Genomic DNA, 26,999 nt, shown 5'->3' with positions numbered 1-26,999 from the left:
TTGGAGGTGGACGTATGAACGCTTTTGCACTTGAAGCCGAAGGTATCAGCAAGTTCTTCCCCGGCGTGAAGGCGCTCGACAACGTCTCATTACGCGTGCGCCCGGGGACGGTGCACGCGCTGATGGGCGAAAACGGCGCCGGGAAATCGACGTTAATGAAATGCCTTATCGGGATCTATCGCCCCGATAAAGGCGCGATCCGCGTCAAAGGAGAGCCGGTCCAGTTTCAGGATACGATGGACGCGCTGCGCTCCGGGATCTCGATGATCCACCAGGAGCTTAATCTGGTGCCGCATATGACGGTGGCGGAAAATATCTGGCTGGGCCGTGAGCCGATGAAATATGGCTTTGTCGATCATCGCCAGCTTACCCGCCAGACTCAGGAACTCCTGAATAAACTGAATATCCGTTTATCCGCTGACCGGCTGGTGGGGGAGTTAAGTATCGCTGCCCAGCAGATGGTGGAAATTGCCAAAGCGGTTTCCTGGAACGCGGATATTGTGATTATGGATGAGCCGACCTCGGCATTAACCGAGAGCGAAGTAGCGCACCTGTTTACGATTATTCGCGATTTGCGCCAGCAGGGAAAAGCCATTATTTACATCAGCCATAAGATGGACGAGATATTCGCGATTACCGATGAAATCAGCGTATTTCGCGATGGCACCTGGGTTGGCAGTCAAAATACCACCGAGTTTACTCGCCAGTCGCTGATTACCCAGATGGTTGGCCGGGAGCTTACCCAGCTCTTTCCCAAGTTTAATAACACCATTGGCGAAGAGGTGCTGACGGTGCGCAATTTGACGCGTAAAGGGGTCTTTCACGATATCAACTTTAGCGTACGGCGCGGCGAAATCCTCGGCGTGGCCGGGCTGGTGGGCGCCGGGCGTAGCGAAGTCATGGAAAGCCTGTTCGGCATGGAGCAAGCCGATAGCGGCGAAGTACTGATAGACGGAATACCGGTTAATATTGATTCGCCGTCAACGGCCATCGAAAAAGGGATGGCGCTGCTCACCGAAGACCGCAAAAAGTCAGGCCTGTTCCTGGTGTTATCGGTCCTCGAGAATATGAGTATCGTCAAAATGCCGGAATATATTGGTAAAACCGGCTTTGTTCAGCATCTCAAAATGGCCGAAGACTGCATGGAGCAGATCCGCCGCCTGAATATTAAAACTCCAACCATGGATCAGATTATTAATAACCTCAGCGGTGGTAATCAGCAAAAAGTGCTGATTGCCCGCTGGCTTTTAGCCCAGCCGAAAATACTGATTCTCGATGAGCCAACGCGCGGAATCGACGTGGGGGCGAAAGCGGAAATTTATCATCTGATCAGCGAACTGGCGAACCGCGGCGTGGCGGTGATTATGGTCTCTTCTGAATTACCTGAAATTCTCGGCATGAGCGACCGGGTGATGGTGATGCATGAAGGGCGTATTACCGGCATCCTCGATAAAGAGGACGCCGACCAGGAAACCATTTTGTCGTTGGCATCCCATTGAGGCACAGAGAATGAGCAATATGAAAATAACGGCGACCCCGGTCAATGATAAGCCCTCTTTCTTTGGTCAATTACGTCACAAGCTGCCGAAAGATACCGGAATATTTATCGTCATGCTGGTGATTGCCCTGACTTTTGAAATTGCCGGTTGGTACGTGCGCGATCAGTCCTTTTTAATGAATACCAACCGCCTGATATTAATTGTTCTGCAAGTGGCGATTATCGGCATTATCGCGGTGGGGGTGACGCAGGTTATTATTACCACCGGGATTGACCTCTCCTCCGGTTCGGTGATCGCGCTCGCCGCCGTGGTGGCGGCAAGCCTCGCACAAACTTCCGACAGCCTGACGCCGATGTTCCCGTCGCTGGTCAATATGCCTGCGGTCATTCCGATTGGTGCCGGGATTGGCGTCGGCCTGCTGTGCGGTTTAACCAACGGGTTTCTCGTCACCCGCACAGGTATTCCGCCGTTTATCGCCACGCTGGGGATGATGGTGTCGGCGCGCGGCCTCGCGCAGTATTACACCCAGGGCAACCCGATTAGCTTCTTATCCGACAGCTTTACCGCTATCGGCCAGGGGGCGATGCCGGTGATTATTTTCTTCGTCGTCGCCGCGGTATTTCACATTGCCCTGAAACATACTCGCTATGGCAAATACGTGTACGCCATCGGTGGCAATATGACGTCGGCAAAGGTCTCCGGTATTAACGTGAATAAGTACCTGGTGATCGTCTATACCATCGCCGGGGCGCTCTCCGGCCTCGCGGGCGTGGTGCTGGCGGCGCGCGTCAGCAGCGGGCAGTCGAGCATGGGAATGTCCTATGAGCTGGATGCGATTGCCGCAGCGGTCATTGGCGGCAGCAGCCTGATGGGCGGGGTGGGGCGTATTACCGGAACCTTAATCGGCGCGATGATCCTTGGCCTGATTAAAAGCGGGTTTACCTTTGTCGGCGTCGACGCCTACGTGCAGGATATTATCAAAGGCATCATTATCGTTGCGGCGGTGACCATCGATATGCGGCGTAACCGCAAGAAACATTAACTCAAAGATAGCCCGCGGCGTGAATCGCTGCGGGCTGGTTGCCCGTTTACGCGCTACCCGGCTCCTGCTCATCGGCAGCAAGGCGCAAACTGTTGAGCAGCACGTTGGCCCCTTTCTCCGCCCACGCGGGCAGAATATTCTCCGCCTCGTTATGGCTAATCCCTTTCTCGCAGGGGATGAAAATCATGCTGGCGGGCGCGACCTTACTGACATAGCAGGTATCGTGACCGGCACCGGAAACCATGGTCCTGGCGCTGTAGCCCAATGTCTCTGCCGCTCGCTGACTGCGCGCCAGACACCCGGCGTCAAAGGCAATCGGCGCGTAATCGAAAATACGCTCGACGTTTGCTGCCACGCCGCGCGCCGCCAGCGCGTCAGCAGCGCTATGCAGAGCTTGCTCCATGGCTTCCAGGGCTGCGGTTTGTGGATGACGAAACTCGACGCTACATGCCATGCGGCCCGGAACCACGTTACGCGATCCCGGTATCACCTGCGCCATGCCAATCGTCGCCCGGCCATCAGGGTTGTGCGCGATGCCGATTTGCTCAACCGCCAGCGCCAGCTCGGCGAAAGCAGTCAACGCATCGCGGCGGCTGCCCATCGGCGTGGTTCCGGCGTGGGCGGAAAAGCCCTCCAGCGTGACGTTGAACCAGCGCTGACCCATTGCTGCATGGACGAGGCCGATATCAACGCCTTCTTCTTCCAGAATCGGCCCCTGTTCGATATGCACTTCGTAGCAGGCGTGCAGCGGGAAGGCGGCAGTCGGGCGTTCGCCGCGATAGCCGATAGCCTCCAGCGCCTCGCCGACGCTGATGCCGTCGCGATCTTCACGGGCGAGCGCATAGGCTTCGCTAAACTGTCCGGCCCAGACGCCGGATGCCAGCATTGCCGGGGCAAAGCGCGCCCCTTCTTCGTTGGTCCAGTTCACCAGCACGATATCGCGTTCGGTCTCAACGCCGAGATCGTTTAGCGTGCGCAGCGCTTCCAGTCCGGCCAGCACGCCGTAAATCCCGTCATAGCGGCCGCCGAGCGGCTGAGAGTCGACGTGCGAACCAGTCAGCACCGGAGCAAGCTGCGAATTTTTACCGGCGCGGCGGATAAACATATTGCCCATGCTATCGACTTCGCAGGTAAAACCGGCTTGCCGCGCCCACTGGCGCAGCAGATCGCGCGCCTGGCGGTCCTCGTCGCTCAGCGTCAGCCGGGTTACGCCGCCCGCCGGCGTCGCGCCGATAAGGGCCATCTCGTTGAGCGTCGACCACAGACGTTCGCCGTTGACGGTTATCATGGCTTGTCCTTTTTCACGCGATAGCGGAAGTCGCAGCACTTTCCACCCTGCATAATGGTGGTGGTGCGGGTCAGCTCCACGTCCGGGGCGTAGCCGACGATAAACTTGTCATCGCGGGCGCAGGAGAGCAGGTGGCCAATTTCTCCCAGCCCCATCTCGTGGTACATCTCGGCGTAGCGGCAGCGGTTAACGTTGTAGTTATACTGCTGGTCGTCGGCGTCCAGCACCTTGACCTCCAGGGCGTTATCTTTCTCCCACAGATACTGCAGGGCGACAAAGCTCTGGATATCCGCGCCGTTCGGCTCCTGGCTAGCAAACGCTTTTCCCGCCTCAATGGCGGCGTTTTCAATCGCTTCGCCGATAACGGCCTGGGCGCGAGCTTTACCTATCTCGCGCACCAGAATGTCGTAAATCGGCTTGATTATTTCTGCTTCAATTTTGCGGCGGGCGAGAATGCCCAGCTCATTATTATCACTCATCACATTGCCTCACTGCGTTACTTCGTTGTTGCGCCGCCGAGTACGGTTTGCGGCTGCCATTTTCCGTCGACGACTTTGTAGACGGTAAAGGTTGGCGATTTCAGGTTGCCCTCTTTATCAAAGGCGATTTGTCCGGTGACCCCGGAATAGCTAATGGCGCGCAGTGCGGGCAGGTAGTCGGCAGGGTCGACGGAGTCGGCTTTTTCCATCGCCGCAACCAGTACGCGGGTGGCGTCATAGGCGAACGGCGCATGCAACTCGATATGAGTGTGATAGCGCGACTGGTAAGCCTGCTCAAAGGCCTTACCGCCCGGCATCTGTTCGACTGGCAGCCCCGGCTCCAGCGCCACCACGCCGTCGCCCTCTTTCTGCGCCAACTGGAGGAAGGTCTGGCTCACGAAGCCGCCCGCGCCCATCAGGGTGGCGTTCATGCCCAGCTGTTTGATGCGGCGTGCCAGCGGAGCGGCCTGGCTATCGACGCCGCCGAAGAAAATCAGGTCGGCGTTTTTGCTGCGGATCGCGGTCAGCACCGCGCTGAAATCGACGGTTTTGTCATCGACGTACTGGCGGTCAACGATTTTGATTCCCTGCGCTTCCAGCGACTTAATAAACTCATCCGCCAGCCCCTGACCGAAGGCGGTACGGTCATCGATAACCGCGATGCGTTTGGCCTTCAGGGTTTGCACCGCGTACTGTCCAGCAAACTGGCCGCCGTCATCATCGTGGCCCATCACGCGAAAGCTGGTGTCGAAGCCCTGTTTGGTATAGGCGTGCCCGGTGGCGACCGGTGCAACCTGGGCGATGCCCGCATCGTGGTAAACCCGCGCGGCAGGAATGCTGGTGCCGGTATTCCAGTGACCGACCACGCCCGCGACGCCGCTATCGACCAGACGCTGGGCGACGGCAACGGCGGTGCGCGGGTCCGACTGATCGTCTTCCGATTGCAGCTTGAAGGTTACCGCCTTGCCGCCGATGGTCGGATGTTGCTTGTTGATATCGTCAATCGCCAGCTGCGCACCGTTTTCCAGGTCCTTGCCGATACGCGCGGAAGGGCCGGTCAGCGGGCCTGCCAGGCCGATAATGACGGTTTCGCTGGCCGCAGACCACGCGGCGGATGAGGCAAAACCACTGAGCAGGATAGCGGCGCTGAGCGCACTGATTTTTACTGTTTTCATTGTTTTTCCCTGATGCTGGTTGGTGTGTTAAACGGGCATTTCGCCCAAATAAATCTGTGCAATACGGTCATCGGCCAGCAGCGTCTGCGACGGACCGCGCTCGACGATGCTGCCGCTGTCCATCACCCAGGCGCTGTCGGTGGCCTCAAGAGCCAGGCGTGCGTTCTGCTCAATCAGCAGCAGCGCGACGCCGCGCTGGCGTAGGGTGGCGATGACGCGAAAAATGTTTTCGACCATTAGCGGCGCCAGACCCATCGAGGGTTCGTCGAGGATCAGCAGGCGCGGCTGGCTGAGCAGGGCGCGGTTAAGCGCCAGCAGCTGCTGTTCGCCGCCGGAGAGCAGTCCCGCCAGCTGATGCTGGCGTTCGGCGAGGCGCGGAAAGTTTTCGAAAATGGCGCGCATCTCCTGTTTGACCGCCGCTGCGTCGCGTCGCAGCCACGCGCCCATTTGCAGGTTTTCCAGCACCGTCATGCGCGCGAAGATGCCGCGACCTTCCGGCACCATCACCAGCCCTTCACGCAGCAGGGATTCGGCCCGGCGTTTGCGTATCGGCTTGCCGTTAAACAGAATGTCGCCGCTAAAGGGTTCCAGCCCGGTAATAGCGCGGACGGTTGAACTTTTGCCTGCACCGTTGGCGCCAATCAGCGTGGTCTGCTCACCCTCTTTCACGCTGAATGAGACGTCGCGCACCGCCTGGATGCCGCCGTAATGAACACTCAACTGGCTAACGGTTAATAGATCAGACATGGACGTTACCTCCCAGCCAGGCGGCGATCACCGCCGGATCGCGGCGTACGGTATCCGGCGTGCCGCTGGTTAACGTTTTGCCGTAATCCAGCACCATTAAGCGATCGCAGATCCCCATCACCAGCTTGACGTCGTGCTCAATCATCAGCAGCGTTTTGCCGTCATCGCGAATGCGCAGCAGCAGTTCGCCAAGGGCCATTTTCTCGGCGGCGTTCATTCCGGCAGCCGGTTCATCCAGCGCCAGCAGGCGCGGGTCGGTAGCCAGCGCGCGGGCAATCTCCAGCCGCCGCTGGTGGCCGTAGGCGAGGTCGCAGGCGCGATAGTGGGCGAACTGCGCGATGCCGGTATAGTCCAGCCAGTGCCATGCCAGCTCGCGGGTCTGCGCCTCTTCAGCACGGGCGCGTTTATGGCGGGAGAGCGCGGCCCACAGACCGTTGCGGGTGCGCACGTGGCGGCCCACCATCACGTTTTCCAGCACCGACATGTCGTTAAACAGCCGCACGTTCTGGAAGGTGCGGGCGATGCCTGCGGCGGTCACTTTCTCAATATTCTTCGGAAAATAGGCTTCTCCGCCGATAGCGAACTCGCCGCTGTCCGCCGGGTAAAGCCCGGTTATCAGGTTAAAACAGGTGGTTTTTCCCGCGCCGTTGGGGCCGATCAGGCCGTAGATTTCACCCTCGTTGATGGTGAGCGACACGTTGTCGACTGCCGTCAGGCCGCCGAAGCGTTTCGTCATATGGCGCACGCTTAGCAGGCTCATGCTTTCGCTCCTTTATGACGTGCGGGCCAGATGCCCTGAGGACGCAGTAGCATCACCCCAACCAGCGCCAGGCCGTAAAACAGCTGGCGCAATATTTCCGGGTCAATCAGCACTTCGCCAAACAGCGCCTGCTGCACTGGCGCGGCCTGGCTACGCAGCAGCTCCGGCAGCGCGGTCAGCAGCACCGCGCCGAGGATCACCCCGGGGATATGCCCCATCCCGCCCAGTACCACCATCGCCAGCACCGCAATCGACTCTTGCAAGGTGAAGGATTCTGGAGAAACGAAGCCCTGAAACGCGCCGAACAGCGCGCCCGCTACGCCGCCAAAAGAAGCACCGATAGCGAAAGCCAGCAGCTTGTAGTTACGCAGGTTGATACCCATCGCCCGGGCGACGTCTTCATCCTCGCGGATAGCGTGCCAGGCGCGACCGATGCGCGAATGCTGTAGACGCAGGCAGACAAAAATAATCGCCACGATGACCAGCATCAGCAGGTAGTACCACAGCCACAATGCCGGGACTTTAAAACCGAACCAGTGATAGACGCCGCTAAACTTGAGGCCGAACAGGCTCAGGGTGTCGACACCGGAGATGCCTTTTGCGCCGTTGGTGATGTTGACCGGGCGGTCGAGGTTGCGCATCAGGATGCGGATAATTTCGCCGAAGCCAAGAGTGACAATCGCCAGGTAGTCGCCGCGCAGCTTCAGCGTCGGCGCGCCCAACACGATACCGCAGCCCGCCGCCACCAGCGCGGCAAGCGGAATAATCACCAGCCACGAGGTATGCAGGCCGTCCGGGAACCAGCTATTTAAAATCGGGAACACGTCCAGCAGGTGCGGCGAGGCCAGCAGCGCTGCCAGATACGCGCCGACGGCGTAGAAGGCGATAAACCCCATATCCAGCAGTCCGGTATAGCCGACCACGATATTCAGCCCCAGCGCCAGCATGATATAGAGCAGGGCGAAGTCGATGACTCGAACCCAGTAGTTGCCGCCAAGCTGGCTGGCGACCATTGGCGCGACCAGCAGCGCGCAGACGAACAGGGTCATCCCGGACCAGAAGCGGCGGGAGACGATGGGCGTGTCGAGTTGTGCTGTTGTCATTGTTACCTCCTAGGCCCGGTGCGCAACGCGTTCGCCGAGTAAACCGGCTGGGCGGAAAACCAGCACCAGAATCAGCACCATAAAGGCGAAGATATCCTGATAGTTGCTGCCGAAAACGCCGTTGGTCAGGTCGCCGAGATAGCCCGCGCCGAGTGATTCGATAAGCCCCAGCAGCAGGCCGCCGATCATCGCGCCGCGAATATTACCGATGCCGCCGAGCACCGCGGCGGTAAAGGCTTTAATGCCGGGCAGAAACCCCATTGAGAAGCTGGCATTGCCGTAGTTGCTGGCCATCATCACGCCGGCCAGCGCGGCGAATACGCCGCCAATGGCGAAAGTGAGGGCGATAATGGCGTTAGGGTTTACGCCCATCAGCGTGGCGATACGTGGGTTTTCCGCCACCGCGCGCATGCCGCGTCCTAAGCGGGTGTATTCCACCAGCAGCCACAGGCCGAGCATGACCGCCAGGGCCAGCGCGACGGTGACCATGCCGGTGACGGTCACAAGAGCCGGAGGATGCGCTTCGCTGCCGTGGGTCACGGCGATCGGGTCCATCGGCAGGATCTGCGGAAACATCAGCGGATTGCGCGACCAGACGATCATCGCCACAGTTTGCAGCAGAACTGAAACGCCGATCCCGGAGATCAACGGCGCCAGACGCGGCGCGTTGCGCAGGCGACGGTAGGCAAAACGCTCCACCGCCATCGCCAGCAGGGCGCACACCGCCATGGCCAGCAGCAGCGCCAGCCCCAGCTGAGCCAGCGGCGGCAGGCCGGGAAAGTGGGCATTAAGCGCGTTCATCCCGGAGAGCGTGGTCAGCGCGCCGACCATCAGAATATCGCCGTGGGCAAAGTTAATAATGCGCAGAATGCCGTACACCATGGTGTAGCCCAGCGCAATCAGGGCGTAAATGCTGCCGAGCATGACCCCGTTGATAATTTGTTGTATGAGTGTGTCCAACTGATTCTTCCGACAAGATGCTCAAATAACAGCTACCATCCAACAAATGAATTAAATTGTAAAATACGCATATATTCTTTCTTATTATAAAAGTGTTGTTAACTATCTTTATGATTTTAAATATAATTAAAGAATGTGTCGGATCGGGGAATGCGCTAAGAAAATCAACATATGAAAAAAACAGAACAATCGGAAGGGCCGGTTAGCTGGTCGGAGAGCACTTTAGCCAACGATCCGCCGCTGCGGGCGGTACGCGCCTTTGAGGCGATTGCGCGGCTGGGTAGCGTGACCCTGGCGGCGCAGGAACTGGCGATTTCACCCTCGGCGGTAAGCCATCAGCTGAAGGTACTGGAAGGTTATTTGCAGATCCCGCTCACCGAACGCCAGGGGCGGCGGCTGACCCTCAGCCAGCAGGGGCGGGAGTATTATCGCTCGATCCGCGCGGCGTTTAACGTGCTGCGCCAGGCCACTGAGCATCTGGTCGATCAGGTGCAAACCCAGCAGGTGACGATCAGCCTGATCCCGCTGTTTGGCATGGGCTGGTTTATTCCCCGCCTGCCGTCGTTCGTGCATGCCAATCCGAACACTGAAATCAACGTGGTTTACGCCAACCACCGTAACTACCTTAGCGACGCCTCCGATATGTCGATCCGCTTTGGCAACGGCCACTGGGTGGGTTATCAGAGCGAAAAGCTGATCTCCGGCAGAATGGTGCCGGTATGCAGCCAGGCCTTTTTGCGCCTGCATGGGCATATTGATACCCCGGAGCAGCTATTGCAGATGCCGCTGCTGCACGATGAGGAGCGCACGACCTGGAACCAGTGGTTTGTGCAGCAGGGGGTAAAGCGTCCACCGCGCTCGACGGGGCCATTATTTGAGGATGGCTTGCTGACTCTGGCAGGCGTACAGGCCGGACTGGGCTGCGCTCTGATGCGCGAGCCGCTAATCGCCCCCTATCTGAAGAGCGGCGAGCTGGTGAAAATCTTCGATTCGGCGATAGATGATGGCCGGGATTACTACCTCTGCGTACGTCAGGATAGCGATATGACGCCTAACGCTAAGCTATTGCAGAGCTGGCTGCGTCAGCAGGCTCTCGGTTGATATTTACTGAAGAATTTACTCAATCAAGATCACATTTTTACCCGCTGGTGATTGAAATACAGCAAAGCCGCTTAGATAATCCGCCGAAATAACCCATTTTTATGATGGCGTGCTACTGCGAAAGCAGGCAAGACCAAAATAGAAATGCTCTCCCGCCAAGGGGAGCGTCTCTGTTTTGGTCTTTTTTTTTGCCCCAACACCAGGGAACACTATGAACTATAACGAAACAGCAGACAAAATCCTCCACTCGGTGGGCGGTGCGGAGAATATCCGAATGCTCACCCATTGCGCGACCCGCTTGCGTATGGAGTTCAACGACCGCGCAAAGGTTAACGATGCGCAGATTGGCACTATCCCCGGCGTGATAAGCGTGGTGGAGAAGGGCGGCCAGTTCCAGATTGTGATCGGCAATGAGGTGCAGCAGGTTTATCGCCTGCTCAATAAGGCGCTACCGGAAAAGAAAAGTCAGGCAGGCGGCGACAAAAACGCCAAACCGACCGGTATGGTGGCGCGCATTATCAGCGTTATTTCGACCACCTTCACCCCGGTGATCCCGGCGATTACCGGCGCGGGGATGATCAAGGCGCTGCTGGCCATTCTTAAGCTAACGGGCGTGATTAGCGAAACCAGTTCGACCTATCAGCTGCTCAACATTATTGCCGATGCCGCGTTCTTCTTCCTGCCTGTGCTGCTGGCCTACGGGGCGTCGCTGAAGTTTGAATGTAACCCCATTCTGGCGATGACCCTTGCGGGCGTCCTGCTGCACCCGGGCATCGGCCAGATGCTGGCTGCCGGTAAAGCGGTTGATTTTGTTGGTATCAACGTTCTGCTTTCCGATTACGCCGGGTCGGTGCTGCCGATTATTTTGACGGTGTGGCTGATGTCGTGGGTTGAGCGCTTCGCTGAGAAGGTCTCGCCCTCGATTATCAAATTCTTCGTTAAGCCGATGCTGATCCTACTGATCACCGCGCCGCTGGCGCTGGTGGTTGTCGGCCCGGCGGGTATTTTGCTTAACGACCTCGTGGCCGCAGGCGCGGGCGCTATCGACCGCCACGCCAGCTGGTTGATCCCGATGCTGATGGGCACTCTGCAACCCTTCCTGATTATTACCGGCACCGCCTGGGCGATGACGCCAATCGCCACCGGACAGCTGAGTAAAAGTGGTTACGAGATGATTAACGGACCGGGGATGCTGGCGTCAAACGTGGCGATGGGCGCGGCAACGCTGTGCGTGGCGCTGAAAACCAAAAATAGCAACCTGCGCCAGTTGGCCTCTTCATCGGGCTTTACCGCGCTGCTGGGGATCACCGAACCGGCGCTGTACGGGGTGTTGCTCAAGTTCCGCCGCGTGCTGATTGCCGCGATGATCGGCGGCGGCTGCGCAGGGGTTTATGCCGGGGTGAGCGGGCTGGTGCGCTACGCGTTTGTCTCTCCAGGCCTCGCGGCGCTGCCGGCGTTTATCGGCGAAAACCCGATGAACATCGTCCATGCGCTGGTGACCTGCGCGATTTCCATCGTGGTGACCTTTACCCTGACCTGGTTTATCGCCTTTAAAGATACGCCTGAGGATCAAGAAGAGGTCAGCGAGGCGCCGCAGTCTGCGGTTAGCCCGAAAATGGAGGGTGAGATTGAAGTGCTCAGCCCGCTGCGCGGCCAGGTGGTGGCGTTGAGTGAAGTGAATGATGATGTCTTTTCCGGTGGTCTGCTGGGTGAGGGCCTGGCGATTCGTCCTGAGGAAGGGGTACTGCGCGCGCCGTTTAGCGGCACGGTGATGATGTTCCTGCCATCGTGTCACGCGGTGGGTCTGCAAAGCGAAAGCGGGCTTGAGCTGCTTATCCATATTGGTATCGACACGGTTAATCTTAACGGCCAGCACTTTAGCTCCGTGCTGAAAGTGGGCGATAAGGTGGAAGCCGGACAGGAGCTGATCCGCTTTGATATCCCCGCCATCGAACAGGCCGGGTATGACCTGATTACCCCGGTGATTGTGGTCAACGGTGACGAGCAGCACTCACTGCGCCTGACCGCCGCCGCGCAGGTCGATTACGGCGAGCAACTGATGGTGCAATCCGCTAAGGAGGCGCAGGCATGATTTATCAAAACAAAGCGCAGTTCCCGGACGGTTTTTTGTGGGGCGCGTCCACCTCGGCCTATCAGGTCGAGGGCGCGTGGAATGAGGACGGTAAAGGGCCGTCGGTGGTTGATATGCTCAGCCACCCGCCGGGAACGGCTGATTTTCGTATCGCCAGCGACCATTATCATCGCGTAGAAGAGGATGTTGCATTGATGGCGCAAATGGGGCTCAAAGCCTATCGCTTTTCGGTGGCCTGGTCGCGGGTGATCCCGGACGGCGACGGTGCGGTGAACCCAGCCGGTCTGGCCTTTTATCGCCGCCTGATTGACGCCCTGACGCGCCACGGCATTACGCCGATTGTCACTCTGTACCACTTCGACCTGCCCTGGGCACTGGAGCTAAAAGGCGGCTGGCTAAACCGAAAAACCGGGGAGGCATTTGTGCGCTATGCCCGGCTGCTGTTCAGCGAGTTTGCCGATAAAGTCCCGCTGTGGCTGACGATTAACGAGCAGAACACCATGATCCTGCACCCCGGCGCGATTGGCGTGCCTGCGGATCGTGAGCTGCCGGACAAGAAAGCGCTGTATCAGCAGAATCACCATATGATGCTGGCCCAGGCGCAGATCTTCGCCCTGTGCCACCGCGAGTTTCCCGGGGTGCGCATCGGTCCGGCGATAAACACCACTTCGATGTACGCCGAAAGCTGCAAACCGGAAGATGCCATCGCCGCGCATAACTGGGAAACGCTGCGCTGCTGGAGCTTTTTGGATGTGGCGGTGCATGGCCGCTACAACGCCTTAGCGTGGGCGTATTTAGGAGATCGCGGCCTCGCGCCGGAAATGCAGCCAGAAGATGCGTTGATTTTACAGCAGGGGCGGCCGGATTTTATCGCCATTAACTACTACTCCACCGCGACGATTGCTGCCAGTCGGGGTGACGGCGCAGACGTTGCGCCGCGCGCGGGCGATCAGCAAATTATGCTGGGCGAAGAGGGGGTTTATCGGCCAGCGGAAAATCCGTGGGTGGGTAAAACCCCTTACGGCTGGGTGGTCGACCCGGTGGGGCTACGCCTGACGCTGCGTAAAGTGTGCGAGCGCTACGGCCTGCCGATTCTGATCACTGAAAACGGCATGGGCGCACCGGATAAGCTGGAGCATGACGGGACGGTGAATGATGATTATCGTATCGCGTTCTTACAGGCGCATATTGAGCAAATGCGCCTGGCGATTGCTGACGGCGTCGAGCTGATGGGCTACTGCCCGTGGGCGGCGATTGACGTCGTAAGCACGCACCAGGGGTACGCCAAGCGCTACGGTTTTATCTACGTCGATCGCGGCGAGGATGACCTGAAGAGCCTGCAAAGGATCCGCAAACGCAGCTTCTGGTGGTATAAGGATGTCATTACGCAAAACGGTAACCACGACGAGTCTCTGTGATGATTGTTCAGAAGGTGCTCAATAATAGTCTGGTGCTCTCCATGGATGACGATAACCGGGAGGTTATCGTCATGGGGAAAGGCATTGGCTTCAACAGCCGACCGGGGGATGAGATTGCCCCGCAGATGATAGAAAAGCTGTTTGTGACCCAGACGCTCGGCGTGCGCAGCGGTTATCTTGAAGCGCTCTCCGCTATTCCGGATGAGGTCATCGAAATGGCGGCGATGATTATTTCCCGCGCCAATATGCAGCTTGCCAGCAAGGTTCGCGAGCAGATTTTCTTTACCCTCGCTGACCACCTGACGTTTGCTATTGAACGCAGTCGCAAAGGGATCACCATTCAAAACCGCCTGCTGCCGGAAGTCAGGCGCTTTTATCCGCAGCAGTTTCGCGTCGCCAGCGAAGCGGTGACGATGATTCGTCAGCAGTACGGGATTGAGCTACCGGAAGAGGAAGCCGGGAATATCGCATTTCATCTGGTGAACGGCCAGAGCGAGGGCGACGACGTGGCGCAGACTATGCAGTCGGTGAAAATGCTGAAGGATATTTTTAATCTTGTGCAGTACCACTTTAAGCAGCAAATAGACACCGAATCGATTAACTACTCGCGCTTTCTGGTCCATATGCAGTTCTTCCTCCAGCGTTTGCAAGAGGGGGAACTGGACGGAGCGCGGGACAGTTTTCTGCTGGTGCAGGTGATTAAGGAGTATCCAGAAGCGTATCGCTGCGCGCTGCTGATCCGCGATTACGTCAAAGCCCAGCTCGATATCACCCTCGGGGGCAACGAACTGCTATGGCTCACCGTGCACCTGGTGCGAATCAGCGGGCTGGATGCGTGAATCAACGATGACGAAACTGCAGCGTTGCGGGCAGGTAGCGCTGTAGCGGCTCGGGCGTGTTGCCGTCAATCAACTGGCTTATCAGGTCGTAGCAGTGCCAGGCCAGCTGGCGGTTGTCTTGCTGTACGGTATCAATACGCAGCGACAGCGAATCGTAGAGATAGTGATCGTCGAAGCTCGCAAGATGGATGTCTGAATCCAGCAAATGATGCTGGCTCATGTAGCGCAGTACCCCTTCCAGTAACCCGCAGGCGGCGGTAAACAGCGCCTTTGGCGGCCGACCAAGACGGGCGCATAGGGCCGCGAACATCTCATAGCCGGAGCTGGGATGATAGTTGCCGTTAATCACCCACTCCGGGCGCAGTTCGATACCCGCCTGAGCCAGGCCCTGAGTGAATCCCGTCAGACGGTCGCGTGACGGCGACAGACGAGGCTGACCGCCTAAAAACCAGAACTCATCGCTATGCGAAGGTGCGATACGAGAAATCAGCTCTGCAGTCGGGGTAATTGAATCGGTCATCACCAGCGGCAGGCCGCTTTCATTAGGACAGCGGTCAAACAGCACCACCGGCAGCTGTTCGCTGAGCTTCAGATAGTCGGCATCATTATGCATACAGGAAGCAACGATTAGCCCGTCGACCTGACGGGCAATCATATTGTTCACCACCATGCTCTCCTGGCCGGGGTTTTCGTCGGTACAGGAGATAAGCAACTGGACGCCTGCCTCGCGGCACAGCATCTCAAGCTCATGGGAAAAGACTGCAAAGCCGTAGTTGGTGATTTCCGGCACTACCAGCCCGATGGTGTGGCTGCGGTTATCGCGCAGTGAACGGGCATGAATGCTCGGCTGATAGTGCTGTTCGCGGGCAATCGCCTGCACGCGCTCGCGCGTTTCCTGCGCCACGCGCAGCTCTTTGCCACGCCCGTTCAGCACCAGGCTGGCGGTCGCTTTGGAAACGCCCGCCAGTTCGGCGATATCTTTAATGGTAACGCGTTTGGTTTTCATCACGACGCCATGAGCCTGAAAGCAAAACGCTTATTCTATCATGCATGTGCGCAGCGGCCAGTAACAGAATGCGCCCGGCTTGCTGCCCGTGAAAGTCAACTGCGCCGGATAGGCCGGGAAGTAGCGGCTACTCATCACCCCTTCGCCGTCGTTGATGAAGATTTCCACGCTCGACTGGTCGATAAAAATTTGCAGCGAGCGAACCTCGCCGCGCCAGTAGCGATAGTGCGTTTCATCGCTGGCAAGGCTGTGTCGCGCCAGACGGATCCCGCAGGCATCGCGCTCAAGGGTTAACGCGCCGCCGAAATCAATGCTTAACGCGGCGTCGCGGGCGGTTTCGAGGCTGATTTCCATCGGCGCCAGCGGCAGAATGCTTTCCGGCCAGCCGTGCGCTTCACCGCGCAGGGCGGTGAGTTCACGCAGCGGGCGCTGATAGAGCTTGCTGTCGGCAAACTCCAGTTCGCGCAGGCAGGTCATCTGATGGATCCAACCGTTAGCCAGCGTCGGCTGGCGCATCTCTTCGCCGTCCGGCACGCCCATCCAGCCGACCAGCAGACGGCGTCCATCGCTGGTCTGCATGGTTTGCGGCGCGTAAAACTCGAATCCGGCGTCCAGCTCGTGAAGTTCGCCGTGTTTGAAAGCGGCGCGGTCGTAGTCGAAATCACCCGCCATCCACACTGCCGGGTAGGTGTTAAGAAAGCGCGTTTCCTCGCGGGGGATACCCTGCGGGCAGCAAATCAGAATATGCTGGTCACCGAGCGGGAACAGGTCCGGGCATTCCCACATATAGCCTGCATCGTCCAGACCATTGATGCCATAACCCGCGATTTCGCCTTCACTCGTCCATTCATGGAGATCCGTGGAGCTGAACAGCAGCACCTTGCCGCGCTTTTGCCGATTCTGTGCGCCCAGCACCATGTACCAGCGGCCTTCATGCTGCCAGACTTTCGGGTCGCGCACGTGGCCGGTATAGCCCTCCGGCAGAGGTAATACCGGGCCGAGCTTAGTAAACGTGCCGTCGGCGTTTTCCGTCGCCAGACACTGCCAGGCGGTTCGGCTACCATCATCGAATTTGACGTTGCCGGTGTAGCACAGCGTTAGCGTGCCGTCATTATCCACCGCGCTGCCGGAGTAGCAGCCGTTGCGGTCGTACTCTTCGTCCGGCATCAGGGCGATCGGCTCATGCTGCCAGTGCAGCAGATCGGCAGAACTCCAGTGCGCCCAGCACTTGAATTTATGATCGCAGGCGAGCGGGTTCCACTGATAGAACAGGTGATAGCGTCCGGCAAATTCAACAAAGCCGTTGGGGTCGTTCATCAGTCCGCTCACCGGCGCATGGTGCCAGCGAGGATAGTGGCTGTCGGACAGCGCGCGCGGCTGGCCCTGCATAACGGCCTGCAGAATCGCAGGCAGGCGTGATGGAAGTGACATTATTCAGCGTCCGTTTTGTATTTCAGTACCAGGGAGACGATAAAGGCGACGCCAAAGGCGATAACCATCCCGATAATGTAGTTCAGCAGCGAGCTGGCTTGCACGATAGCCATGCCAGGGATAGCCGTCAGACCTACCGCAGTCATGTAGACATGCATGGATACCACCCACGCGCCGCCCGCCGCGCCACCGATAAGCGCTGCGATAAACGGTTTTACAAAGCGTAAGTTAATACCAAAAATCGCCGCTTCGGTGATACCCAGCATGGCAGAAAACGCCGAGGGCAGGGTGATGGCTTTAATTTTTGCATCTTTAGTTTTAAACCACACTGCCAGACAGGCTCCGCCCTGGGCAACGTTGGCCATCGCCCAAATCGGCAGCAGGAAGTTGACGCCGATGGACGGGTTGCCCAGCAGTCCGGCTTCTATGGCATGGAAGCTGTGATGAATACCGGTAATGACGATAACCGAATAGAGGCCGCCAAACAGCAATCCTGCCAGCCAACCGGCGTGGCTAATCAGGGTGCTGAGGACAAACGAAATGCCATCGCCGAGCGCGCGACCGGCCGGGCCGATAATCAGCAGGGCGATAAAACCGGAAATAATGACCGTCAGGAACGGCGTCAGGATCAGATCCAGCGCATCAGGGATCACGCGACGCAACTGTTTCTCAACGATGCTCATAAACCACACCGCCAGCAGCACCGGGAACACCGTGCCCTGATAGCCGATCATGGCAATCTCAAGGCCGAAGAAGTTCATGGTGTGGAAACCTGCGGCCACGCCCCAGGCGTTGGTCAGCGCCGGGTGGGTCAGGATGCCGCCAAGCGTCGCGCCGAGATAGGGGTTACCGCCGAATTCGCGAGCGGCGGTGAAACCAATCAGGATCGGCAGAATGATAAACGCCGCCGAGCTGCACATATCCAGCATGATGTAGATGGCGTTGCTCGGGTCGACCCAGCCGTAAGTTTTGACCATCCCCAACAGGCCCATCAACAGACCAGAGGCGACGATAGCCGGGATGATCGGCACAAAGATGTTTGATAGCAGACGGGCGATACGCTGGAAAGGATTCAGCTTTTTCGCTGCGATGTCCGCAGCTTCCGATTTGCTGGACTCGCCAATTCCTGCCGCCTGAATAAAGGCGGCGTAGACTTTATTTACCACCCCGGTGCCGAAAATAATCTGCATCTGCCCGGCGTTACGGAAACAGCCTTTAACCCCTTCAATTTTGCCGATGGCTTGCTGATCGGCCAGCGAATCATCGACCAGCACCAGGCGCAGACGTGTGGCGCAGTGCGCGGCGCTGGCGATATTTTCCTTGCCTCCCAGAAGCGGAAGCAGCGAGCGGGAAATCTGTTCAAAATCCATAGTACCCTCTGAATGCGTATTGATTTTCGAGCTGTCGTCCCACGGTAGCGGGGCGCAGTCTCTGCGTCGTTATTGTGTCCGGGGCGACGAAACGTACTTTGCCGCCCCGGCGGTTCCTCTCGTCAGGTGTTAACCGTCAGAACCAGGTTTCCATCTGCATACCGAACGACCATTCGCCGCCCGATTTAAAACCACTGCTGCCCAGCGCGTCATCGCTGGCGTAATTATTCAGTTTTTTGCTCCAGTCCATCCACGAGGTGTAAAGGCGGATTTCAGGACGGCTGAAGAAATCACCGATGCTGCCAACCTTAAAGGTCGGGGCGAAGGTCAGCTTGTAGAAGCTACCGTTCACTGCATGACGATCGTTATAACCTTCGGGTTTGAGATCCATATACTGGTAGCTGCCTTCGTAAGCGAGGGCGAAGTTCTGATTGATCTCCTGGATCAGGCGCATGTTGAGCGTTGCCCATTGATAGCTGTCGCCATCGACATAACGGTCTTTACTGCTTTGCGCTAGTATCGCCGGGGCAATAAACCAGTTCTTGCTCAGCGGCGTGGTGCCGTAGCTAGCGAAGCGCCAGGTGTTGGCACCTGAGCGAAGCGCGCCGTCAGACCCGATACCTTTAACTTCCGCGCCCAGGCCGTGACCGTAGAGCAGGGCAGTTTTGCTGCTGCCTTCACGCAGGCCGTAGAAACTGTCGTTGTGCAACCCGAGCAGCGTATGCACGCCGGTATTTGCCGCATCTCCTTTGACCGGATTACCGTTGGTATCCTGACGTTCGTCGTTGTCTTTTGCCCGCATCCCGCTGACCATCACCTGCACCGGACCGATAAAGTTGTTCATGCTAACGATATAGTTCTGCACGCTGTTGCTCGAATCAGCAATATCGCCGAAGTTACGCCCGTAAAGAGAGAAGTTACTGCGAATGCTGTCGTTCCACCTGACGTCGTAAATACCGCCGCCGGTACCGGCGAGGAATACGACATCAGAGTCGATCCAGTGAATGTCAAAGTTATCGCGATCGAAGCGTTTCCCGGCCCACAGCGTGGAGCCTTTAAATGCTCCTTCGAAGGTGGGTAAATTGCCCAGTTCGACAAAGGCCTGACGAACGTTCAAATCACTGGTGCTCGCCGTCCAGTCGTTATAAGTGGTTTGTCCGTCGGCAACCATCACTTTGAAACGTGTCGTTGCGCCATTGTCCAGGGTCTGCTTATGTTCAAGATTCATTTCAACATAGGTATCAGCTTGATTTCCCAGACGACCGATGGCCCCACCGGTTTCCCCCGCAGGTGTCATGTAGGCGCCGGATTTGGTACTGGCTCCGGAATCATTCATTATCACGCCGGAACGAGCGTAGCCGTGAAACTCAAAGCCGCTTTTCTCGTCGGCTTTCTTCTCCAGTTTGGCGGTACGCTGAGCCACTTCCTGGGTTGTGTCCTGGGTTTTTTGCTGCTGCGTAGTGAGCTGCTGAACTTTTTTCTCTGCCGACTCGGCGCGATTTTCTGCCGTTTGCGCCCTGTTTTCTGCATCCTGCAGGCGCTTTTCCAGCGCGATTAAACGGGCTTCAATACTGCTGAGGTCCGTTTGCGCATGGGCTGAGGCGGTGCCGGTTAGCAAAGCGATAAGAACCGCGAGTGTGCTTTTTCTATACATGCTGGTTGCATCCCAAAAGGAAAATTGAAAATGGTGTGTGTTTGCTAAACCGGTTTAATTGCTATGTTAAGCATGATCTTTAACATTTTAAAATTAATTTGCTAAACCGGTTTAATAAATGTGATGGATGCAACAAAGTGGGCCGCACGCAGCGGCCTTAAGGATCAAAACTGGCGATTAAGATCGCGCTGATATGGCAAAGCGGTCATTGCACCTTTCGCCGTTGTGGCCAATGCGCCGCAGGTTTGCGCCAGAGTGAGAGTCGGCTCCAGCGCGTTAATATCCGTCGGCATCCCGTTGACAGCAAGGCTGGCAAGCAGTCCAGCGACAAAAGCGTCGCCCGCGCCGGTGGTATCCACGCTGATAACTGGCTTAGCGCTGAAATGGGTAAACTGCTGCTGGAATGCGGCAAGTACACCCGCTTTACCCTGGGTCACCAGCAGTAATTCAGGCTGATAGCGTTCGGTGACGTTCGCGATTCCCTGAGTTATATCATTACTACCACTGATGAATACCAGCTCTTCTTCGGACAGTTTCACCACGTTTGCCAGACGCAAGGCGCGATCGAGGCAGGCGTGCAGCAGGTCCTGATCCTGCCAGAGGTCCGGACGGATATTCGGGTCAAAGCTCACCCGACCACCGGCAAGTTTGATTTTTTCCATTGCGGCAAAAGTGGTGCTGCGGCTGGGTTCGGCGCTAAGGGCAATAGAGCAGACGTGCAGCCACTGGTTGGCGGCGAATGCCGGTAGATCTCCTTCAGCCAGGAATAGATCCGCGCTGGGGCGCACCATAAAGGTAAAGGTTCGTTCGCCCTGGTCGTCAAGGTCGACCACCACCGTGGAGGTGCGATGCTGGCCGTCGAGGTGCATATGACTGACGTCGACCTGCTCCTGTTGCAGGGTATGGCGCATAAAGCGGCCAAACGGATCGTCGCCGACGCGCCCGATAAATCCGCTGTTGCCGCCAAGACGAGCAACGCCTACCGCCACGTTAGCCGGCGCGCCGCCGGGACACTGCAGCAGGCGGCCCTCGCTTTCCGGCAGCAGGTCTACAACCGCATCTCCCAGAACCCAAACTTTTGCATTCATGCTGAAAATTCTCCATAGCTAAACTTAATTAAACCGTTTTAGCACATTAAAGCATAGGGACAGAATGAGGGGAATGTCACATGTGGAAAAGTGCGAACCAGGGCATGAAAACGAGATCGCGCTCGCAGAAGAGTGACGATCCGGGAAGTCTGGCGGTTTTCTCGGTGATGTTGCGCTGGTCGGGCTAGATGATTCCCGGATACTTCCCCTGCTTGCGCTGCGCTTAGCTGGACTACGGGGCTTCAGCCGTCTGGGATAATGTGCCCGGACTCGGGAACATTCAGCTATCTAGTGGCCTTGAATGTATAAAAATACGTTTGATTCGATACTCTGGTTCGATTCCCTTGAGTGCCTTAGCCGCCATAATTTTCAAAATTCTGGCGTAGAATTACCCTGAATATCCTGTTGTACCTGCTGCAATAATCCTGTGATTTCTGCCGTTAAAAACACGAAAAACTTCTCTTTATGCAGTGTACGCTCCTGTACGTCCTGCGGGATAAAACGCGCCATTTCGTTACGGAAGGCATCGCCCTTAATGATATCCGGCAGGTGCTCCAGCATGGTAGCCAGCTTTTGCGGGTAATCGTCGATGAGATAATCCGCCACTTTATTGCGTACCCAGTCAGTACGTACCCTCGCTCCCTGCTGCTTCAGCCAGCGTAGATCCCAGATATCACGGTGGCGCACATAACGCTGTGTATTAACCAGTGAAACTAACTTATCAGCCATGATTTCATCCAGCGTTTCGGCTAATACCAGCGTGTCGAAATAGCCTTCGGGCAGAAAGTTATAGTTTGCCTGTAAGGCTTTAGGCTCTCGCGAATAAGAAGGAATATTCGCTACTTCGATTTTGATCCGTTGTCTGGGGAGATCCTGACGTTGTGGCGCAGTAATAATAGAAACCTGCCATTTATCCACGTTCAGGCCTGCGTATTCAGGATCGTCCTTTAAATCTGCCGGTTCTTTAACGGAGACCTCAAAACCATAGCGATCGCCAATATAGTTCTCCAGACAGGTTTTCATTGCCTGTAGTTGTTTACTGTTGAAATTGACACCACCGGAGAAATCTAAATCTTCGCTAAAGCGTGGTGCACCGTAGCACAGACGCAGCGACGTTCCTCCCTGAAAGGTCAGTTGATCCAGCAACCCATTCGCGTCAAGGCAAAAAAGGATATCGTAATGGAGTAGCTCTTTCTCAATCACCGGACGCATATGAGAACGCCCGGAAACCTGCATGGCAAGTTCAGTGAGTTGGTTAAAATTAGCTTTATTCGTCATTCAATAGTGCCTTCTCATTAACCAGATGGACATTACGGCCCACACGTTTTAAATCTCGCAGGGCGCATTCTGGTGTGGCTATTTTTAACGGACGGTTGGTTGGAACCATACCAGCCAGAATATCCTGCTGCTGGCGTTTGGTATGTGTGAACTCAATGGTGCCAAATGGCGTAGGGTAAGTCCCTTTCCTGCCGGTTGTCATGACGGTGAGTCTGTCGAGGGGGATTTGTGAAATGATGCCGTATTCGCTCAATGCTGATTCAAGGCTGACGTAGTTGTACTCACCACGGCGTAGCGCTCTGGCGATATGCTCAATCGCGTAACTGTCGTGGCTATGGGCGAGGTTAAACAGGTAGACCCCCCGCACCGGTCGGGCAAGGATGCCTTCTTTCACCAGACGATTTAATCCTGCCTGAAGGGTTTTGGGATTGTCTTGTGCAAAAATCTTGCTGAGATCGGCAAGGGTAAAGACATAACGCCCCTGTCTGTCCCATTCGGTCAATTTTTGAAGTGCGGTTGAGCGGTTCATAAGTGGACGCAAATACCATGTTTATAGGGTGTTGGTGTCCACATAACTATAATGTTATTTTAAGTAGACGTCAAAGCCCTGTTTTTATGGTTTTAATGTCTACTTAGTTAATGGTCGATGTTGCTAACGTTGATGGTCACTCTGTCGTGAAACATCTAAAGGTGAGCTTATAGGATTTTGCGAGGGGTTTCGCGGCGCGGATTTTACTGTCAGTCAACATTAGGGTCTCTCCGTTCATCGAACTGAATGAACCCCCAATCTGACCCACAATTTTCCGGATATGTAGGGATAAATCAAAACGTATCCGGAAAGATTTTTACGCTAACTAATTGAATTTCATGCACATAGTGATTCATAGAGAAGCATAAAAACAGAAAAGTGGTGCCGGGTCAGGCACATGGCACCACCTCAGGAAAGCTCTAACGGGGAACGGAATTGATGACACCCTTATAAAAACAACAGCGAACAGCGACCTAAACGCCGGCCACCAACCCATCAATAATCACCTGCATCACTCCCTGAGAACAAGGCTCGATACGCCCGCGCACGCCGTAAACGGCGGCCAGAGTCTGCGGAGTAATGACCTCGGCTGGCGCACCATCCCCAAGTAGCCGCCCCTCCTTCAGCATCAACACATGATCCGCGTGGCGCAAGGCGATATTGATATCGTGGACCACTACCAAAGTGATGATATTGCGCTTTTGCGTCTCTTTGCGTACCAGATCCATCACGTGGAATTGGTAGTTTAAATCCAGCGCGCTAAGCGGCTCGTCCAGCAGCAGCAGGGAAGGCTGACGAATAAGCGATTGCGCCAGGCCGACAAGCTGCTTCTGGCCGCCAGAAAGCTGATCGAGGTAGCTCAGCGCCAGATGCTCAATACCTAGCTGGCGCAGCAGCGACATCACCTGCGACTGGTTTTTCGGATTGTGCAGTCCTCCGGCGGCGCGCTGGGCGACGATAATCGACTCCAGTACGTGCAAATGCACGCCTGCAGGTAGCGTTTGGGGAAGATAGACCACTTTTTCCGCGCGGTGGGCAAAGGGCAGCGCCAGCAGATTCTCGCCGTCAAGCGACAGCTCGCCGCTGCTCGGTCCCAGCCCGGCCATCGCCCGCATCAGCGTGGATTTCCCGCTGCCGTTGGGGCCGAGCAGCGCGGTAATTTTGCCGCGCGGTAGCTGTGGTACGGTCAGGTCGTGAATCACCTGACGTTTGGGATAGCCGGCGCTGAAATGGGACAGCGCCAGCCCGGATAACAGATGGCTCATACGTGCCCCCGGTGGCGCAAAATGATGCTCAGGAAGAAAGGGACTCCCACCAGGGAGGTTACAATACCGACCGGAATAATCGCACCGGGGATGAGATTCTTTGAGGCAACCGAGGCCAGCGACAGCACCAGCGCACCGATAAGCGCGCTGGCCGGGAGATAAAAACGGTGATCTTCCCCGAAAATGAGCCTGGCGATATGCGGAGCCACAAGACCGATAAAGCCGATTGGGCCAACAAATGCTACCGAAATTGCCGACAGAATGCTGATGCGCAGCAGCGTCGTCAGGCGCAGGCGGCGCACGTTGATACCAAAGCTGATCGCCCTGTCTTCACCGAGGCGCAGCGCGGTCAGCTTCCACGAACTGAGCATTGATAGCGGCATCACCACCGCCAGCACGGCCAGCAAAATCCCCACTTTTTGCCAGGAGGCGCGGTCAATACTGCCCATGGTCCAGAATACCAGCCCCTGGAGAGTATCTTCGTTGGCGACAAACTGCAGCATCGACACCAGCGCATTAAAGGTAAATACCAGCGCGATGCCGAACAGAATGACTCCGGAGGTGGCGACCTGCGTCCAGCGCGTAATGCCGTCCAGCAGCAGCGCCGCCAGCAGAGCAAAGATAAAGGCATTGGCCGAGATAAACCACTGGCCAGGAATGCCGGGGATACCGATTCCCAACACAATCGCCAGCGCTGCGCCAAATGCCGCTGCCGACGAGACGCCTAGCGTAAACGGGCTGGCCAGCGGGTTATTCAGGATAGTCTGCATCTCCGCTCCGGCCAGGCCGAGGGCCAGACCGACGACGATCGCCATCAGCGCATAGGGCATGCGGATATCCCAGACAATCGCCCTCGTCCCGGCATTGGTGCTGGCCGGGTCGGTAAGCGTTTGCCACAGCGTTTGCAGCGACAGGCCCGATGGCCCCATCACGAAGTCGAGCAGTAGCGAGGCAAGAATCAGTATTACCAGCAATAGCATCATGATAACGCGGCGGCGAACAATATTGCGGTAGTTTGCCATCACGCCGTGGCTATCGACGCAGAGCGCGCCGATACCAGCTTCAGTGGTTGAACTCATGGGTTATTACTCGCCTTGTTGCCAGGAAAAAACGAACGGCAGGTCTGGCAGCGTGGTGAAATGACGGACGATGTAGTGCCAGCTATCATCGGGATTGAGGCTACTGAAGGTCTGCGGATAGATGTCCTTCGCCAGATACTCCATGCCGACGATATTCCACGGATGGTTGTAGAAGTGGTGGTAGATGCCGTAAGCACGTTTTGCTTTGATGGCCGGGATCTCGCTGACGCCGGTACGCGAAAGCAGTACCTGAGCCTGATTATTGACCTCCTGCGCATCGACCTCCAGACCCAGCGGCAGAACCTGGCTGTTCCCGCGTTTGGAGCCGGTCATAATGTAGGCGTCAGGTTTCATGCTGATCACTTTTTCCAGCGACACGAAGCCGGAAGCGCCCGGCAGCAACTGTGATCCAATATTGTTCGCGCCGACGGCTTCCACCAGACCGCCCCAACCGCTGTGCCCGTGAGTAAAGCAGCAGGCATCGCTATTACCCGCCAGCGCTTCAACGAACACGTTGGCTTTCGGCGTGATGGTCGCGGTTTTCTGGCGAATGGCGTCCTGTTGCTGGCGATAGTAGTCGGTATAGGCTTTGGCGTTATCTTCGCGGTTGAGGACTTTGCCTAACAGGTCAATGCTTGGCGCGGTGTCTTTGCCGGGGTTGATTTCATAATCGACGAATAGAACCGGAATATTCAGCGCGCTGAGTTTATTGATGATACCGCTTTCTTCCAGCGCCGGTTTAGCGCGAAGCTGGGCGATCATCAGGTCTGGCTGGCGGGAAATCACGCTCTCAAGATCGACGTTACCCTTATCGCTGAAGCCCATATCGAGGATCTCAGCCGACTGCGGCCATTTCTCTTTCAGCATTTTCCAGGTGTTGATGTCCTGCTTTTTCGCCAGGTTATTCCAGGCAACCAGCCGTTTGAAGGGGTTATCGCGGTCGAGCAGGGCCATCGCCATAATATCGCGCCCATCCTGCAAAATGATGCGCTGCGGCTCATGCTGGAGCGTAATGCTGCGGCCATCAAGGTCGGTGATGGTGAGCGGATATTGGGTGGCGTAGCTAAAAAATGGGGTGGAGAGCAGTGCAGTAAGAATGAGTGAACTTACTGATTTTCTTGCCATAATATGAGTTCCGTTTGCTAATTTATAAATATAATGATTCTGAGAATTATTCTCGTGTAAACATAAACGGCAAGTATATCAGCGGCAAATTACATAAAATGTAACAAACTTGTTGGAATTTATTCGAGCAGCCGGAACCGGGCTCTGGCAGGCCAAAAGTGGCCAGAAAAGTCTGAAATTAGTTTTAAGAACAATCCCTAAAGCCAAACGGCAAAATCTTGTGCCATGCTAAATGCGACTCGTAACATTAAGTTCGTTAGAGAGAGGACATTATGAAAAAAGCAATGATTGCGTTATCTGCGATTCTGGTAGCAGCTCCTGTTTTTGCTGCAACAACACACGCAACTGATGATACCGTCGCGGCAGCTCATGAAGGAGCGAACACCGCGAAGGAAAAACTGCATGAGGCTCAGCACCAGGGTGAAGAGCAGCAGCTCAAAGCCAAACACGCGGCGGAAGGGAAAAGCGGCAGCGTAGGTAGTGAAGTCAGCGAAGGCGCGCAGAAAACATGGAATAAAACCAAAGAAGGCACCGAGAAAGGCTGGAACGCAACCAAAGAAGGCACTGAAAAAGGCTGGAATAAGACCAAAGAGGTCAGTAAAGAAGGTTGGGATAAAACCAAACAAGGCGCTGAAGAGTTAAAAAATAAAGTTACTGAATAATCACTGACA

At 56.5% G+C, this 26,999-nt stretch carries 24 protein-coding genes; 7 read left to right on the top strand and 17 right to left on the bottom strand.

Going from position 1 to position 26,999, the window contains the following annotated elements:
- Positions 1 to 14: 14 nt before the first annotated feature.
- Entirely contained in the window at positions 15 to 1,499 is a 1,485-nt protein-coding gene (locus tag DA718_RS20970; RefSeq protein ID WP_112215361.1) for a sugar ABC transporter ATP-binding protein, read from the top strand.
- 19 nt (positions 1,500 to 1,518) lie between these two features.
- On the top strand, positions 1,519 to 2,541 hold the full coding sequence (locus DA718_RS20965; protein WP_185928576.1) for an ABC transporter permease: 1,023 nt from the start codon (positions 1,519 to 1,521) through the stop codon (positions 2,539 to 2,541).
- A 46-nt stretch (positions 2,542 to 2,587) separates the two neighbouring features.
- Here the strand turns inward: DA718_RS20965 and DA718_RS20960 are convergent, their stop codons facing one another.
- The 7 genes from DA718_RS20960 to DA718_RS20930 are packed head-to-tail and all read right to left on the bottom strand — an operon-like array spanning position 2,588 to position 9,017.
- The gene (locus DA718_RS20960) at positions 2,588 to 3,829 is read right to left on the bottom strand and encodes a Zn-dependent hydrolase (RefSeq protein WP_112215359.1); all 1,242 of its coding nucleotides are present in this window, start codon (positions 3,827 to 3,829) and stop codon (positions 2,588 to 2,590) included.
- Positions 3,826 to 4,308, bottom strand: coding sequence for an L-2-amino-thiazoline-4-carboxylic acid hydrolase (locus tag DA718_RS20955; protein WP_110273176.1), 483 nt, complete (start codon positions 4,306 to 4,308; stop codon positions 3,826 to 3,828). The genes DA718_RS20960 and DA718_RS20955 overlap by 4 nt, the downstream gene beginning before the upstream one ends.
- Before the next feature lie 17 nt (positions 4,309 to 4,325).
- Positions 4,326 to 5,483, bottom strand: coding sequence for a branched-chain amino acid ABC transporter substrate-binding protein (locus tag DA718_RS20950; RefSeq protein ID WP_112215358.1), 1,158 nt, complete (start codon positions 5,481 to 5,483; stop codon positions 4,326 to 4,328).
- Positions 5,484 to 5,510: 27 nt separating this feature from the next.
- On the bottom strand, positions 5,511 to 6,230 hold the full coding sequence (locus DA718_RS20945; RefSeq protein ID WP_112215357.1) for an ABC transporter ATP-binding protein: 720 nt from the start codon (positions 6,228 to 6,230) through the stop codon (positions 5,511 to 5,513).
- The gene (locus tag DA718_RS20940; RefSeq protein WP_110273179.1) at positions 6,223 to 6,990 is read right to left on the bottom strand and encodes an ABC transporter ATP-binding protein; all 768 of its coding nucleotides are present in this window, start codon (positions 6,988 to 6,990) and stop codon (positions 6,223 to 6,225) included. Before DA718_RS20940 ends, DA718_RS20945 begins: the two co-directional genes overlap by 8 nt.
- On the bottom strand, positions 6,987 to 8,093 hold the full coding sequence (locus DA718_RS20935; protein WP_112215356.1) for a branched-chain amino acid ABC transporter permease: 1,107 nt from the start codon (positions 8,091 to 8,093) through the stop codon (positions 6,987 to 6,989). The genes DA718_RS20940 and DA718_RS20935 overlap by 4 nt, the downstream gene beginning before the upstream one ends.
- A gap of 9 nt (positions 8,094 to 8,102) precedes the next feature.
- Complete coding sequence (locus tag DA718_RS20930) at positions 8,103 to 9,017, bottom strand: branched-chain amino acid ABC transporter permease (protein ID WP_227016028.1); 915 nt, start codon at positions 9,015 to 9,017, stop codon at positions 8,103 to 8,105.
- A 207-nt stretch (positions 9,018 to 9,224) separates the two neighbouring features.
- Between DA718_RS20930 and DA718_RS20925 the strand changes: the two genes are divergently transcribed.
- The 4 genes from DA718_RS20925 (at position 9,225) to licT (ending at position 14,503) form a co-directional block, all read left to right on the top strand.
- On the top strand, positions 9,225 to 10,154 hold the full coding sequence (locus DA718_RS20925) for a LysR substrate-binding domain-containing protein (RefSeq protein WP_112215354.1): 930 nt from the start codon (positions 9,225 to 9,227) through the stop codon (positions 10,152 to 10,154).
- Between the two features lie 211 nt (positions 10,155 to 10,365).
- Positions 10,366 to 12,246 carry a beta-glucoside-specific PTS transporter subunit IIABC gene (locus DA718_RS20920; protein WP_112215353.1) on the top strand — a complete coding sequence of 627 codons (1,881 nt, stop codon included), beginning with the start codon at positions 10,366 to 10,368 and terminating at the stop codon, positions 12,244 to 12,246.
- Positions 12,243 to 13,664: a glycoside hydrolase family 1 protein gene (locus tag DA718_RS20915; protein ID WP_112215352.1), complete on the top strand. Its 1,422-nt coding sequence runs from the start codon at positions 12,243 to 12,245 to the stop codon at positions 13,662 to 13,664. The genes DA718_RS20920 and DA718_RS20915 overlap by 4 nt, the downstream gene beginning before the upstream one ends.
- Positions 13,664 to 14,503: a BglG family transcription antiterminator LicT gene (licT, locus tag DA718_RS20910; RefSeq protein WP_112215351.1), complete on the top strand. Its 840-nt coding sequence runs from the start codon at positions 13,664 to 13,666 to the stop codon at positions 14,501 to 14,503. The genes DA718_RS20915 and licT overlap by 1 nt, the downstream gene beginning before the upstream one ends.
- A 1-nt stretch (position 14,504) precedes the next feature.
- On the opposite strand, the gene DA718_RS20905 is transcribed toward licT, so the two are convergent.
- The 10 genes from DA718_RS20905 to DA718_RS20860 all read right to left on the bottom strand — a co-directional run bounded on the left by DA718_RS20905 (position 14,505) and on the right by DA718_RS20860 (position 26,328).
- A complete protein-coding gene (locus DA718_RS20905; protein WP_112215350.1) occupies positions 14,505 to 15,509 on the bottom strand; it encodes a LacI family DNA-binding transcriptional regulator in 1,005 nt (334 codons plus the stop codon).
- A gap of 30 nt (positions 15,510 to 15,539) precedes the next feature.
- Complete coding sequence (locus DA718_RS20900) at positions 15,540 to 16,940, bottom strand: sucrose-6-phosphate hydrolase (RefSeq protein WP_112215349.1); 1,401 nt, start codon at positions 16,938 to 16,940, stop codon at positions 15,540 to 15,542.
- Positions 16,940 to 18,310: a sucrose-specific PTS transporter subunit IIBC gene (locus tag DA718_RS20895; protein WP_112215348.1), complete on the bottom strand. Its 1,371-nt coding sequence runs from the start codon at positions 18,308 to 18,310 to the stop codon at positions 16,940 to 16,942. The genes DA718_RS20900 and DA718_RS20895 overlap by 1 nt, the downstream gene beginning before the upstream one ends.
- Before the next feature lie 136 nt (positions 18,311 to 18,446).
- Positions 18,447 to 19,964 (bottom strand): carbohydrate porin, encoded by a 1,518-nt coding sequence (locus tag DA718_RS20890; protein WP_112215347.1) that lies wholly within the window; start codon positions 19,962 to 19,964, stop codon positions 18,447 to 18,449.
- Positions 19,965 to 20,128: 164 nt separating this feature from the next.
- Entirely contained in the window at positions 20,129 to 21,052 is a 924-nt protein-coding gene (locus DA718_RS20885; protein ID WP_112215346.1) for an aminoimidazole riboside kinase, read from the bottom strand.
- A gap of 369 nt (positions 21,053 to 21,421) precedes the next feature.
- Positions 21,422 to 22,330, bottom strand: coding sequence for a nucleotidyl transferase AbiEii/AbiGii toxin family protein (locus DA718_RS20880; protein ID WP_112215345.1), 909 nt, complete (start codon positions 22,328 to 22,330; stop codon positions 21,422 to 21,424).
- Positions 22,320 to 22,859, bottom strand: a complete 540-nt coding sequence (abiEi, locus tag DA718_RS20875) for a type IV toxin-antitoxin system AbiEi family antitoxin (RefSeq protein ID WP_112215344.1) — start codon at positions 22,857 to 22,859, stop codon at positions 22,320 to 22,322. The genes DA718_RS20880 and abiEi overlap by 11 nt, the downstream gene beginning before the upstream one ends.
- A 473-nt stretch (positions 22,860 to 23,332) precedes the next feature.
- The gene (locus DA718_RS20870) at positions 23,333 to 24,124 is read right to left on the bottom strand and encodes an ABC transporter ATP-binding protein (RefSeq protein ID WP_112215343.1); all 792 of its coding nucleotides are present in this window, start codon (positions 24,122 to 24,124) and stop codon (positions 23,333 to 23,335) included.
- Positions 24,121 to 25,149 carry a FecCD family ABC transporter permease gene (locus DA718_RS20865; RefSeq protein ID WP_167492889.1) on the bottom strand — a complete coding sequence of 343 codons (1,029 nt, stop codon included), beginning with the start codon at positions 25,147 to 25,149 and terminating at the stop codon, positions 24,121 to 24,123. Before DA718_RS20865 ends, DA718_RS20870 begins: the two co-directional genes overlap by 4 nt.
- A gap of 60 nt (positions 25,150 to 25,209) precedes the next feature.
- On the bottom strand, positions 25,210 to 26,328 hold the full coding sequence (locus tag DA718_RS20860; protein WP_112215341.1) for an ABC transporter substrate-binding protein: 1,119 nt from the start codon (positions 26,326 to 26,328) through the stop codon (positions 25,210 to 25,212).
- Positions 26,329 to 26,600: 272 nt separating this feature from the next.
- Between DA718_RS20860 and DA718_RS20855 the strand changes: the two genes are divergently transcribed.
- Entirely contained in the window at positions 26,601 to 26,990 is a 390-nt protein-coding gene (locus tag DA718_RS20855; RefSeq protein ID WP_112215340.1) for a hypothetical protein, read from the top strand.
- Positions 26,991 to 26,999: the final 9 nt, after the last annotated feature.

It is taken from the genome of Klebsiella huaxiensis (genome assembly GCF_003261575.2).
GTDB classification, from domain to species: Bacteria; Pseudomonadota; Gammaproteobacteria; order Enterobacterales; family Enterobacteriaceae; genus Klebsiella; species Klebsiella huaxiensis.
Note: the sequence above shows the minus strand (reverse complement) of the source record. Positions and strands in the feature narration are given on the sequence as shown.